At 68.5% G+C, this 13075-nt stretch carries 11 protein-coding genes; 7 read left to right on the top strand and 4 right to left on the bottom strand.

Annotation, left to right across the window (positions count from 1 at the left end; all coding sequences use genetic code 11):
- Window positions 1-87: 87 nt before the first annotated feature.
- Window positions 88-1125: an AraC family transcriptional regulator gene (locus NP80_RS10785; RefSeq protein WP_035947287.1), complete on the bottom strand. Its 1038-nt coding sequence runs from the start codon at window positions 1123-1125 to the stop codon at window positions 88-90.
- Between the two features lie 136 nt (window positions 1126-1261).
- On the opposite strand from NP80_RS10785, the gene NP80_RS10780 reads away from it, so the two are divergent.
- The 6 genes from NP80_RS10780 to NP80_RS10755 all read left to right on the top strand — a co-directional run bounded on the left by NP80_RS10780 (window position 1262) and on the right by NP80_RS10755 (window position 8804).
- Window positions 1262-2395, top strand: a complete 1134-nt coding sequence (locus NP80_RS10780) for an acyl-CoA dehydrogenase family protein (protein WP_006410592.1) — start codon at window positions 1262-1264, stop codon at window positions 2393-2395.
- Window positions 2396-2569: 174 nt separating this feature from the next.
- The gene (locus tag NP80_RS10775; RefSeq protein WP_006410597.1) at window positions 2570-4276 is read left to right on the top strand and encodes an AMP-binding protein; all 1707 of its coding nucleotides are present in this window, start codon (window positions 2570-2572) and stop codon (window positions 4274-4276) included.
- Between the two features lie 98 nt (window positions 4277-4374).
- A complete protein-coding gene (locus NP80_RS10770) occupies window positions 4375-5904 on the top strand; it encodes a CoA-acylating methylmalonate-semialdehyde dehydrogenase (protein ID WP_006410598.1) in 1530 nt (509 codons plus the stop codon).
- A 73-nt stretch (window positions 5905-5977) separates the two neighbouring features.
- On the top strand, window positions 5978-6877 hold the full coding sequence (mmsB, locus tag NP80_RS10765) for a 3-hydroxyisobutyrate dehydrogenase (RefSeq protein WP_035947284.1): 900 nt from the start codon (window positions 5978-5980) through the stop codon (window positions 6875-6877).
- Window positions 6877-7668, top strand: coding sequence for an enoyl-CoA hydratase (locus NP80_RS10760; RefSeq protein ID WP_035947285.1), 792 nt, complete (start codon window positions 6877-6879; stop codon window positions 7666-7668). The genes mmsB and NP80_RS10760 overlap by 1 nt, the downstream gene beginning before the upstream one ends.
- Entirely contained in the window at window positions 7665-8804 is a 1140-nt protein-coding gene (locus NP80_RS10755; protein ID WP_006410588.1) for an enoyl-CoA hydratase/isomerase family protein, read from the top strand. Before NP80_RS10760 ends, NP80_RS10755 begins: the two co-directional genes overlap by 4 nt.
- A gap of 46 nt (window positions 8805-8850) precedes the next feature.
- Here NP80_RS10755 and NP80_RS10750 read toward each other — a convergent pair whose 3' ends face one another.
- Window positions 8851-9771: a LysR family transcriptional regulator gene (locus tag NP80_RS10750; protein WP_006406123.1), complete on the bottom strand. Its 921-nt coding sequence runs from the start codon at window positions 9769-9771 to the stop codon at window positions 8851-8853.
- Between the two features lie 178 nt (window positions 9772-9949).
- On the opposite strand from NP80_RS10750, the gene NP80_RS10745 reads away from it, so the two are divergent.
- Window positions 9950-11488 (top strand): MFS transporter, encoded by a 1539-nt coding sequence (locus NP80_RS10745; protein WP_006410596.1) that lies wholly within the window; start codon window positions 9950-9952, stop codon window positions 11486-11488.
- A 100-nt stretch (window positions 11489-11588) separates the two neighbouring features.
- Here NP80_RS10745 and NP80_RS10740 read toward each other — a convergent pair whose 3' ends face one another.
- Both NP80_RS10740 and NP80_RS10735 read right to left on the bottom strand, forming a co-directional pair.
- A complete protein-coding gene (locus NP80_RS10740; RefSeq protein WP_006410613.1) occupies window positions 11589-12167 on the bottom strand; it encodes an HD domain-containing protein in 579 nt (192 codons plus the stop codon).
- A gap of 134 nt (window positions 12168-12301) precedes the next feature.
- Window positions 12302-12859 (bottom strand): helix-turn-helix domain-containing protein, encoded by a 558-nt coding sequence (locus NP80_RS10735; RefSeq protein ID WP_006406126.1) that lies wholly within the window; start codon window positions 12857-12859, stop codon window positions 12302-12304.
- Between the last annotated feature and the right edge of the window lie 216 nt (window positions 12860-13075).

Here is a 13075-nt window from a genome sequence, read left to right as displayed (position 1 = left end):
TGCCGTCCGGTTCGCGGAATGGGCTGGGCCCGACGCTTAAAGATTAGGCGGTTTCGGCGCAGAGCGGGAAGACGGCCGCCGCGCGACTCAGGGCCGCGCGTTGCCCGCCCGCGCGAGCACTTCGTCGCGGTATTCGGCCGGACTGCGCCCGCTCCACTTGCGGAAGGCGCGATAGAACGCGCTCGGCTCCGCGAAGCCCGCGGCCGCCGCGACGTCCGCGATCGTGCGCGTCGGATCGGCGAGCGCCTCGAACGCGAGATCGCGCCGCAGCGTGTCCTTGATCGACTGATACGCGTGACCTTCCTGATGCAGCTTGCGCCTCAGCGTCGCTTCGGCGACGTACAGCCGCGCGGCCATCCCGGCCGCGCCGGGCCACGCGGCGGGCGGCATCCCGCGCAGCACGGCGCGCACGCGCGGCGCCAGCGCGTTCGGATTGCGGTACTTGACGATGAAACTGGCCGGCGCGTTGCGCAGGAACGTCTTCAGCGTTTTCGCGTTCTGCACGACAGGCAGCGTCGCGAATTCGGGATCGAAATCCACATACGAATCGGGCTGGTTGAAGCGCATGTCGTCGCAGAACATCGACGGATACTCGTGATCGGCCGGCGGCGTATCGCAGCGGAAGCTCGCGTGCAGCAGCGGGATGCGCCGGCCGATCAGCCAGCAGGTCAGCCCGTACACGATGATGAAATAGGTCGCGTACGTGAACATCGCGGGCGTCGTGCCGTTGTTGCGATGCACGAAACGCAGCCGCACGCGCTGCGGGTTCGCGTCGAGTTCCGCGTGCAGATCGTCGAGCACGCAGTGCATGAAGTTCACCGCGCGCGCCATCGCGTGTAGCCCGTCGGCCGCCGAGAGCGCCGCCTGGCTCATCGCGACGAAGCTGCCGCTGCGCATCGGATGGCTGTCCTGCCCGAAGAATTCGTCGTCGAGCGCACGCGCGATCGCGTTCCACAGCGCGCCGTACTGCTGCGCGGACACGCGTGCGCGTGGCTGCTCGAGCAGCGCGGGCGCGATGCCGGCCTGCGCGAGCAGCGGCGCGGCCGCCACGCCGCGGCGCACGGCCAGCGCGACGCTGTACGCGACGAGACCGATCGCGACGGTTCCCTTGTCTTCCTGCTTCATCCCGGTGCCGGTATGGCAAAAACGCTCAGTGTAAATGAGCGGCGCGAGCATCGAACAGATGCGCACGCTTGCCTACACTGATTGCATCGAAACAGAACGACGGCCGCACCCTGCGGCCGCAGGAGACAGCCGCACCATGGATGCGCTTTATACCGAAGACCAGCGGATGATTCGCGATGCCGCGCGCGCTTTTGCCACCGAGGTGCTGGCGCCGAACGCCGCGCAGTGGGACCGCGACGCGCAATTGCCCGACGCGGTCGTCGCGCAGCTCGGCGAACTCGGGCTGCTCGGGATGATCGTGCCGCAGGAGCTCGGCGGCTCGTACACCGATTACGTCGCCTATGCGCTCGCGATGGAGGAGATCGCGGCCGGCGACGCCGCCTGCGCGACGATGATGAGCGTGCACAACTCGGTCGGCTGCGGGCCGATCCTCGGCTTCGGCACGCCCGAGCAGAAGGCGCGCTGGCTCGGCGACATGGCCGCCGGGCGCGTGATCGGCGCATTCTGCCTGACCGAGCCGCAGGCCGGCTCCGAGGCGAACAACCTGCGCACGCGCGCCGAGCTGCGCGACGGCAAATGGGTGCTGAACGGCGCGAAGCAGTTCGTGACGAACGGCCAGCGCGCGGGCGTCGCGATCGTTTTTGCCATGACCGATCCCGACGCCGGCAAGCGCGGCATTTCGGCATTTCTGGTGCCGACCGACACGCCGGGCTTCATCGTCGGCAAGCCGGAAAAGAAGATGGGGATCCGCGCGTCGGACACGTGTCCGATCACGCTCGAGAACTGCGCGATTCCCGAGGAAAACCTGCTCGGCAACCGCGGCGAAGGGCTGAAGATCGCGCTGTCGAACCTCGAAGGCGGGCGGATCGGCATCGCGGCACAGGCGCTCGGCATCGCGCGCGCGGCGTTCGACAAGGCGCGCCGCTATGCGGGCGAGCGCGTGCAGTTCGGCAAGCCGCTCGCCGAGCATCAGGCGATCCAGCAGAAGCTCGCCGACATGGCCGTGCAGATCAACGCCGCGCGCCTGCTCGTGCACCACGCGGCGAAGCTGCGCACGGCCGGGCTGCCGTGCCTGTCCGAAGCGTCGCAGGCGAAGCTCTACGCGTCGGAAATGGCCGAGCGCGTGTGCTCGGATGCGATCCAGATCCACGGCGGCTACGGTTATCTCGTCGATTACGAAGTCGAGCGTCACTATCGCGACGCGCGCATCACGCAGATTTACGAAGGCACCAGCGAAGTGCAGCGGATGGTGATCGCGCGGCAGCTTTGAGCCGCGCCGTTCGCAGTCACGATGGCCTGAAGAGCACGAGGGAAGCGCGGTGAACGCGGCACGCAACGACGTGACCGTGCGCCGCCCGACAAGCAACCGTCCGGTGCGCAGCCGTGCGCCGGACGGTCGCGCGATGCATGGAGACATGCCCGGCATGGGACAGGAGACGACACGATGACGGTACAGGCATTCCTGGACGCACGCGATTTTCTGCTGCGCCACCGCACCGACTACGAAACCGCGTATCGCGATTTCGCATGGCCGGTGCTCGACACGTTCAACTGGGCGCTCGACTACTTCGATCCGATGGCGCGCGGCAACGACCGACCGGCGCTCTGGATCGTCGACGGCGCGACCGGCACCGGCGAGCCGTATTCGTTCGCGCAGATGTCCGAGCGCTCGTCGCGGATCGCGAACTGGCTGCGCGGCATCGGCGTCGGGCGCGGCGACCGGATCCTGCTGATGCTGCCGAACCGCGTCGAGCTCTGGGACGCGATGCTCGCCGCGATGAAGCTCGGCGCGATCGTGCTGCCCGCGACGACGCAGCTGTCGGCCGACGACGTGCGCGACCGCGTGCAGATCGGCGGCGCGACATACGCGATCGTCGACGAGAACGAAACCGCGAAGTTCGAGCAGCCGGGGCTCGGCCTCGCGCAGAGGATCGTCGCGGGCGCGCCGCGCGACGGCTGGCTCGCGATGAACGACGGCTACGCGGCGAGCGCCGCCTTCGAGCCCGACGCCGTCACGCACGCGAACGATCCGATGCTGCTGTATTTCACGTCGGGCACGACGTCGAAGCCGAAGCTCGTCGAGCATACGCATCGCACCTATCCGGTCGGCCATCTGTCGACGATGTACTGGATCGGGCTGCAGCCGGGCGACATCCACTGGAACATCAGCTCGCCGGGTTGGGCCAAGCACGCGTGGAGCTGCTTCTACGCGCCGTGGAACGCGCAGGCCTGCGTGTTCGCGTTCAACTATGCGCGCTTCGAGGCGAAGGCCGTGCTCGACGCGCTCGTCAAGTACCGCGTGACGACGCTGTGTGCGCCGCCGACGGTGTGGCGGATGCTCGTGCAGCAGCCGCTCGCGTCGTTCGACGTGGCGCTGCGCGAGATCGTCGGCGCGGGTGAGCCGCTGAATCCGGAAATCATCGAGCGCGTGAAGAAGGCGTGGGGCATCACGATCCGCGACGGCTACGGCCAGACCGAGACGACCTGCCTGATCGGCAACTCGCCGGGCCAGCCGGTCGTCGCCGGATCGATGGGCCGGCCGCTGCCCGGCTATCGGATCGCGCTGCTCGATCCCGACGGCGCACCGGTGAGCGAGGGCGAGGTCGCGCTGCCGCTCGACGCGGACGGCGCGCGCCCGGTCGGGCTGATGACGGGCTATGCGAACAATCGCGACGCGACCGCGCACGCGATGCGCGACGGTCACTACCGGACGTCGGACATCGCGATGCGTCGCGACGACGGCTACTACGTCTATATCGGCCGCGCGGACGACGTGTTCAAGTCGTCCGACTACCGGCTGAGCCCGTTCGAGCTCGAAAGCGTGCTGATCGAGCATCCGGCGATCGCCGAAGCGGCAGTCGTGCCGAGCCCCGACCCGGTGCGGCTGTCGGTGCCGAAGACGTACATCACGCTGCGGCAGGGCTACGAGGAAAGCGCGGCGCTCGCGCTCGAGATCTTCCGGTTCTCGCGCGACAAGCTCGCGCCGTACAAGCGCATCCGCCGGCTGCAGTTCGCCGAGCTGCCGAAGACGATCTCCGGGAAGATTCGCCGCGTCGAGCTGCGCCGCCGCGAGATCGAGCGCGGCGACGACGCGACCGCACGCATGCCCGGCGAATACTGGGAAGAGGATTTTTCCGCCGAACTGAAATGACCGTGCCGCGCGCTGTGCGCCGCGTGCGCGCAGCGCGGCCGGCCTGAACCTGCCGTCCGCGCACGTCGCGCGGCGGCGCGCTGAAGGAGAGAGGATCGATGAACGCGAATCCGACGCCCCGTACGGGGCAAGACGTGCCGACGGTCAAGCTGCTGATCGACGGCGCTTTCGTCGAGTCCGCCACGAACGAGTGGCGCGACATCGTCAACCCGGCCACGCAACAGGTGCTCGCGCGCGTGCCGTTCGCGACCGTCGCCGAAGTCGACGCGGCCGTGCAGGCCGCGCATGCCGCCTATGCGACGTGGAAGAACACGCCGATCGCCGCGCGCATGCGGATCATGCTGAAGTTCCAGGACCTCGTGCGCGCGAACCAGCAGCGCATCGCGAAGACGCTGACCGCCGAGCAGGGCAAGACGCTGCCCGATGCGGAAGGCGACATCTTCCGCGGGCTCGAAGTCGTCGAGCACGCGTGCTCGATCGGCACGCTGCAGCTCGGCGAATTCGCGGAGAACGTCGCCGGCGGCGTCGATACGTACACGCTGCGCCAGCCGCTCGGCGTCTGCGCAGGCATCACGCCGTTCAACTTCCCCGCGATGATTCCGCTCTGGATGTTTCCGATGGCGATCGTCTGCGGCAATACGTTCGTGCTGAAGCCGTCCGAGCAGGACCCGATGACGACGATGGAACTCGTCGAGCTCGCACTCGAGGCCGGCATTCCGAAGGGCGTGCTGAACGTCGTGCATGGCGGCAAGGAGGTCGTCGACGCGATCTGCTCGCATCCGCTCGTGAAGGCGATCTCGTTCGTCGGCTCGACCGCGGTCGGTACGCACGTCTACCAACTCGGCAGCCAGCACGGCAAGCGTGTGCAATCGATGATGGGCGCGAAGAACCACGCGGTCGTGCTGCCCGACGCGAACCGCGAGCAGGCGATCAACGCGCTCGTCGGCGCCGCATTCGGCGCAGCCGGGCAGCGCTGCATGGCGACGTCGGTCGCGGTGCTCGTCGGCGCGGCGCGCGACTGGCTGCCCGACATCGTCGAGAAGGCGAAGGCGCTGAAGGTCAACGCAGGACACGAGCCCGGCACGGACGTCGGCCCGGTCGTCTCGCGCGGCGCAAAGGCGCGCATCCTGTCGCTGATCGAGGCGGGCGTGAAGGAAGGCGCGAAACTCGTGCTCGACGGCCGCGACGTGAAGGTGCCCGGCTACGAGAACGGCAACTTCATCGGCCCGACGATCTTCTCGGGCGTGACGACCGACATGTCGATCTATACGCACGAAATCTTCGGGCCCGTGCTCGTCGTGATGGAGGCCGACACGCTCGACGACGCGATCGCGCTCGTCAACGCGAACCCGTTCGGCAACGGCGTCGGGCTGTTCACGCAGAGCGGCGCGGCCGCACGCAAGTTCCAGAGCGAGATCGACATCGGGCAGGTCGGTATCAACATCCCGATTCCCGTGCCGGTGCCGTTCTTCAGCTTCACGGGTTCGCGCGGCTCGAAGCTCGGCGATCTCGGCCCGTACGGCAAGCAGGTCGTGCAGTTCTACACGCAGACGAAGACCGTCACCGCACGCTGGTTCGACGACGACACGACGGCGGGCCCCGTCAACACGACGATCCGGCTGCATTGAGCGCGCACATGCGACGAAACGATGGACGGGCGCCGTGGCGCGAGCGGCGGCGCCCGACGATGGGAGACAAACGATGAAGATCGGTTTTATCGGCCTCGGCCACATGGGCGCGCCGATGGCGCTGAACCTGCTGAAGGCCGGCCACGGCGTGCGCGCGTTCGACCTGAGCGCCGATGCGCTGCGCGCGCTGCAGGACGCCGGCGCGCAAGTGGCGACGTCGCCGCGCGACGCGGCCGGCGGCGCCGCATTCGTGATCACGATGCTGCCCGCCGCGCCGCACGTCCGTTCGGTGCTGACCGGCGAGCACGGCGTGCTGGCCGGCCTCGAATCCGGCGCGACCGTGATCGATTCGAGCACGATCGATCCGGCGAGTGCGCAGGCGTTCGGCGCGCTGGTGCGCGAGCACGGCGGCGCGTTCGTCGATGCGCCGGTGTCGGGCGGCACGGGCGGCGCGGCGGCCGGCACGCTGACGTTCATGGTCGGCGGCAGCGACGCCGATTTCGAGCGCGTGAAGCCCGTGCTTGCGGGCATGGGCAAGAACATCGTCCATTGCGGCGCGACCGGCATGGGGCAGGTCGCGAAAGTCTGCAACAACCTCGTGCTCGGCATCTCGATGGCAGCCGTGTCGGAGGCGATGGCGCTCGGCGTCGCGCTCGGCATCGATCCGAAGGTGCTGGCCGGCATCATCAACACGTCGACCGGCCGCTGCTGGAGTTCCGACACGTACAACCCGTATCCGGGCGTGATCGAGACCGCGCCGTCGTCGCGCAGCTATACGGGCGGCTTCGGCACGGACCTGATGCTGAAGGATCTGGGCCTCGCGAACGATGCCGCGAAGCAGGCGCGTCAGCCCGTCTATCTCGGCGCGCTCGCGCAGCAGCTGTACCAGACGATGAGCAGCCGCGGCGACGGCCAGCTCGATTTCTCGGCGGTGATCCGCCTGTATCAACCGGCAACGAAGAAGGACGCGTGATGATCGAACTGGACTATGTCGACGACGGCGCGATCGCGTGCGCGACGCTGAAGCGTCCGCCCGCGAACGCGTTTACCGCCGACGGGCTGCGGCAATTGCAGGCGTACGTCGCCGAGCTGAACGCGAATGCACGCGTGCGCGCACTCGTCGTCACCGGAGACGGCCCGAAATTCTTCAGCGCCGGCGCCGATCTCAACACGTTCGCCGACGGCGATCGCGCGGTCGCGCGCGAAATGGCCGCGCGCTTCGGCGCGGCGTTCGAGGCGCTGCACGATGCGCGCTTCGTGACGATCGCGGCGATCAACGGCTATGCGATGGGCGGCGGGCTGGAATGTGCGCTCGCGTGCGACCTGCGGATCGCCGAGACGCATGCGCAGATGGCGCTGCCGGAGCCGTCGGTCGGGTTGCTGCCGTGCGGGCTCGGCACGCAGACGCTGCCCTGGCTCGTCGGCGAAGGCTGGGCGAAGAAGATCATCCTGGCCGGCACGCGCGTCGATGCACCGACCGCGCTGCGCATCGGCCTCGTCGAGGACGTGGTCGATACGGGCACGTCGCGCGACGCGGCGCTCGCGCTCGCACGCAACGTCGCGCGGCAGAGCCCGCATGCGGTCGCGTCGAGCAAGGAGCTGATCGGCCTCGCGCGTCGCGGCGTGCCGCGCAGCGCGGCGCTCGCGGTCGAACGCGAGCGCTTCGTCGATCTGTTCGAGACGAACGATCCGCGCGAAGGCGTGGCCGCGTTTCTCGGCAAGCGCGCGCCGCAATGGCAACCCGAAGGAGAGCAGTCACGATGAGCACGCCGGCCACGAACCAGGATGCCTTCACCGATCCCGCGCAGGACGTGCTGTTTCGCGTGGTGAACCGCGTCGCGTTGATCACGCTGAATCGTCCCTCCGCGCTGAACGCGCTGTCGTACGAGATGGTGCGCGCGCTTGCCGCATTATTCGAACGCTGCCGTAACGACGACCGGATCGTCGCGGTCGTGCTGCGCGGTGCCGGCGACAAGGGTTTCTGCGCGGGCGGCGACGTGCGGCAACTGCACCGCATGGTCGCGCAGCGTGAAACGTGGCTGCCGTTCTTCGTCGACGAATACCGGCTCGACCATGCGATCCATACGTTTCCGAAGCCGGTCGTCGCGCTGATGGACGGCGTGACGATGGGCGGCGGCATGGGGCTCGCGCAGGGCGCCGCGCTGCGCGTCGCGACCGAGCGCAGCAAGATCGCGATGCCGGAAACGCGCATCGGCCTCGTGCCGGATGTCGGCGCGACGCATTTTCTCGCGCGGATGCCCGTCGAACTCGAGCTGTACGTCGGCCTCACCGGTGCGACGCTGTCGGGCGCCGATGCGCTGAGCGCGAAGCTCGCCGACCTCTGCGTGCCGTCGTCGTGGCTCGACACGTTCGAGACGCGCATCGAGCGCGTCAACTGGGACGGCGATGCGCTGCCCGCGCTGCGCAAGGTGTTCGAGCCGCCGTGCAACGTCGTCCCGCACGCGGCGCTCGACACGCAACTGCCGTGGATCGTCCGGCACTTCGACAAGCGTTCGCCGGTCGAGCGGATCGTCGCGACGCTGAAGCAGGACCTCGCGCGCGACGAGCTGTCGCGCGAACAGCGTCAGTGGCTGCAGTCGACGCTCGACGCGCTGACGGGCCATTCGCCGACGATGCTTGCCGTCACGCGCGAAGCGCTGCTGCGCGGCCGGCAGATGACGCTCGCGGAGTCGTTCCGGATGGAGCTCGGCATCGTCGCGCGCGCGATCGAGGAAGGCGACTTCTGCGAAGGCGTGCGAGCGCATCTGCTCGACAAGGATCGCAAGCCGCGCTGGGCGCCCGCGACGCTCGTCGAGCTGCGTGCCGAACGCGTGCGGCATTTCCTGACATCGCCGTGGAAGCTGTTCGCGCATCCGCTCGCCGATCTCGGGGCCGCGTGATCGCGCGCGCCCGACGTGCCGCGTCGCGCGTCGGGCTTCGTCTGCGTCATGCGTTCGCCGGCGCGCGCTCGATCATCGGCGGCACGGCTTCCACCAGCGCATCGATCACGCAGCGCGTCTTGCGCGGCAGGTAGCGCGTTTTCGGCCAGATCGCGTGAATGTCGCCTTCGCAGACGAAGCAGCGGTCGAGCACCACAACCATCTCGCCGCGCTTCACGTATTGATCGAGCAGCCAGCTCGGCAGCCATGCGATCCCGAAGCCCGATGCGCCGGCCGCGGCGATCGCCTGCACGTCGTCGAAGCTGAGCTGGTGCGGCATGTCGATGTAGACCGTGGAGCCGTCCGGCGCACGCAGGTACCAGGGCTGAACGACGCCCGAGCGCGAATACGCGACCGTTCGATGGTTTTTCAGATCGTCGAGCGACTGCGGCATCCCGTAGCGCGCGAGATACGACGGCGCCGCGCCGAGGCTGCCGTATTGCGTGCCGAGCCGCCGCACCGCGAGGCTCGTGCTGTCCTCGAGCGGGCCGATCCGCACTGCGAGATCGATCCCTTCCTCGATCAGGTCGACGAAACGATCGGTGATCGACACGTCGATCCGCAGATGCGGATAGGTGCGCGCGAGATCCAGCACGATCGGCGTCACGCAATGATGGCCGAACGCGAGCGGCACGCTGAGCCGCAGTTTGCCGCGCGGCTCGTTGCGGCCACAGTCGAGATCGGCTTCCGCCGCCTCCAGTTCGGCCAGCGCGCGCACGCAGCGGTCGTAGTACGCCTGGCCGTCGTCGGTCAGGCTCTGGCTGCGCGTCGTGCGCTGCAGTAGCCGCGCGCCGAGCCGCTTCTCGAGCCGCGCGATCGCCTTGCCGACCGCCGAGCGCGTCATGCCGAGCCGCTCCGCGGCAAGCGCGAAGCTGCCCGATTCTACGACCTGCACGAAGGTCGTCACGCCGTCGAGTTTGTCCGTCATGGGATTTGTGCGGGATTGCGTCCTGGTGTTCCGCAGTTCGGGGAAATGGACGCGTCAATGGGGATCGAAATTCTCACTATAGTACCGATTCCCGTCCAGCGTGCGGCGCCGGCGCGCACGCGGCGAATCCTTCTGACCTGGAGGCGCACGACTCGGCGACGGGCCGCGCGCAATACGCATGACGCTATCCGAATCCCGCAGGAATGCGGTCGCGCTGGCGGCCGTCTGTCTCACATCGCTGATGTTCGGCCTCGAAATCTCGAGCGTGCCGGTGATCCTGCCGACGCTCGAACATGTGCTGCATGGCGACTTCAACGGCATGCAGTGGATCATGAACGCGTACACGATCGCGTGTACGACCGTGCTGATGGCCGCCGGTACGCTCGCTGATCGCTTCGGCCGCAAGCGCGTGTACGTGATCGGCACCGCGCTGTTCGGCGCGACGTCGCTGCTGTGCGGACTTGCGCCGAACGTGCCGGTGCTCGTCTCAGGCCGGCTGCTGCAGGGCGCGAGCGGCGGCGCGATGCTGATCTGCCAGATTGCCGTGCTGTCGCACCAGTTTCGCGAAGGACACGAGCGCGGCCGCGCATTCGGCATCTGGGGGATCGTGTTCGGAATCGGCCTCGGCTTCGGGCCGATCGTCGGCGGCGCGATCGTCGCGGTCGCGAGCTGGCCGTGGGTGTTTCTCGTGCATGCGCCGCTTGCCGCCGTCGCACTCGCGCTGATCGGCGGAACCGTGCAGGAGTCGCGCGACCCGCATGCGGGCACGCTCGACGTCGCGGGCATCGTCACGCTGTCGCTCGCGGTGCTCGGCCTCGCGTTCTATATCACGCAGAGCGCGGCGCTCGGGCTCGCGAGCGCGGCCGGCCTCGGCGTGCTCGGTGCGACCGTGCTCGCAGCCGGCGCGTTCGTCGTCGCGGAGCGCAGAAGTGCGCGGCCGATGTTCGACTTCTCGGTATTCCGCATTCGTGCGTTCACCGGCGCGATCTTCGGCTCGATGGGGATGAACTTCAGCTTCTGGCCGTTCATGATCTATCTGCCGATCTGGTTTCAGGTCGCGCTCGGTTACGACAGCGTGACGGCCGGCCTCGCGCTGCTCGCCTATACGCTGCCGACGCTCGTCGCGCCGCCGTTCGGCGAGCGGCTCGCGTTGCGCTACGGGCCGGGCGTCGTGATTCCGGGCGGCCTCTTCACGATCGCGGCCGGGTTTGCGCTGATGCGGATCGGCAGCGCGGCCGAACACGCGAGCTGGCTCACGATGCTGCCCGGCTGCGTGATCGCCGGCATCGGGCTCGGGCTCGCCAACACGCCGGTCACGAACACGACGACCGGTGCGGTGCCGAGCGCGCGGGCCGGGATGGCGTCGGGTATCGACATGAGCGCGCGGATGATTTCGCTCGCGTTGAACATCGCGATGATGGGCTTCGTGCTCGTGGCTGGAATCGTCGCGAGCCTGAAGGGCGGTGTTGCGGCGACCATTGGCGATGCGCCGCTGCGTGCGCTCGCGCAGGAAATCGCCGCGGGGCGCACGGAAGATTTGCATGCGATTGCGCCGGCACTCGCGCAGGCCGACCCGACCGGCGCGGCGCTGCATGCGGCGCTCGTGCACGGGTTCGGCTGGGTGATGGTGTACGGCACGGTGGGCGTGGCCGTGCTGGCGACCGCGAGTGCCATCGCGTTCGCGCCGGCGCGGCGCAGCGCGGCGGTGTGCGAGTGAGCGCGCGAGCGGTGGGATGTGCTGCCGCGTGGCCCGCGTTGTGTGCGGCCTTCGATGCTGGTTATGCGCGGCGCGTGCGCGTTTGTGTTTGCGTTTGCGATTACGTTTGTGCTTGCGCGTCGATCCTGCGCTGCGTGTCCGCATCGACGATCGCGCGGATCGCGCTGAACAGCGGTGCCGCATCCGTATAGCGCCGGCCGTAGTCGAGATTGAACGCGTAGTCGAAGTCGGGCGGGTTGGCGCCCTGCGTGTGCTGCAGAATCGTCTCGAGCTTGTCGAGCGCCTTCGCGGCGCGCGCTTCGGGCGACGCGGCCGCGTCGTATTCGTCCCACAGTGCGACGAGCTCGTTACGCAGCACGGGATCGAGTGCGGCCGTCAACGTGAGCAGGTCGTCGCGTTCGTGCATGTTCTTGTCCGGATGCGCGGCTTGCTCGGGCGCCGGTATGTCGCCGTGCAGCGCCTCGCCGAGATCGTGGACGACGCACAGCTTGAGCAGCTTCAGCGTGTCGATGCCGGGCAGTGCGTCGGCGAACACGAGCGCCATCAGGCACAGCCGCCAGCTGTGCTCGGCGGTGCTTTCGCGGCGACCGGACGACGTGCGGCCGCTGCGCAGCACGTCCTTCAGGCGTTCGGCTTCGCGCAGGAAATCGAGCCGTGCGCGGATCGTGTCGGGGTTCATGGTTCTGGTTGGTGTGCAGGGGCGTCCAGCGTACGTTGCGTGCGCGCGGGATGTCCACGCATGAAATATGCGTGGACATCGGATGCGGTGGACGCGGTTGTCGCTTAGACCGGCAAGCAAGCCGCCGGCGGCTGCTACAGCGTTTCGACGAGCCGTGCCGCCGATCCGTCCGACAGCATGATCCGCGTCCAGCGGCATCGGCTGCGGTGGATCGGCACGACGCGCGACGCGTTCGTGCCGGTGTCGAATTCGACGCTCGGCGGTCCTGCGCAATCGTGCCAGCCGAGTGTGTCCAGTGCGGTTTCCATCCGGACGATCTCTTCTGTCGCATAGCGCCACAGCGACGTGCCGAGCAGCATCGACAGCGGCTGCGAGAACTCGGCTGCGCGAGACGGCGAGCATGCGAGCAGCCGGTGCGTCAGATCGCAGACGAGATGCATGCGGCCCGCGCTCCCTGCGACCAGCCGCGCGAGCGCATGGTCGCCCGCGGAGTCGAGGTGCGCGGCGAGCAGGCGTTCGGCCGTCGCGCGCTCGTCGGGCGACATCTGCTGGACGCCGGCTTCCCAGCGCGAGATCGTCGATTGCGCGACGCCGAACAGCTCGGCGGCATGGCTTTGCTTGACGCGATGCAGCAGGCGCCAGCGTTTCAGCTGCGGGCCCAGCGGCGGCGTATGAAGCGGCGAATCGGGCATGTCGGTGCTCCGTCGGTACAGTCGTTGCGTTCAACGCGGCGCGGTGCGCGTTGGCGTCGCGTTAGATCACGGGACGTGCTTTTCGATTTCATCGCGATTCGGACAAACGGCGCCAGCACGTTGCCGCCGAGGGCGACAGGGCGGGCGTCGCGCATTGGCGTGCGATCGAGGGCGGCTGCCGTTATCGGTGCGCGCGGTGCGGCGGCCGGTGGACGT

It is taken from the genome of Burkholderia multivorans ATCC BAA-247 (assembly GCF_000959525.1).
Lineage (GTDB): Bacteria > Pseudomonadota > Gammaproteobacteria > Burkholderiales > Burkholderiaceae > Burkholderia > Burkholderia multivorans.
This window is presented reverse-complemented; position numbering and strand designations above follow the sequence as displayed.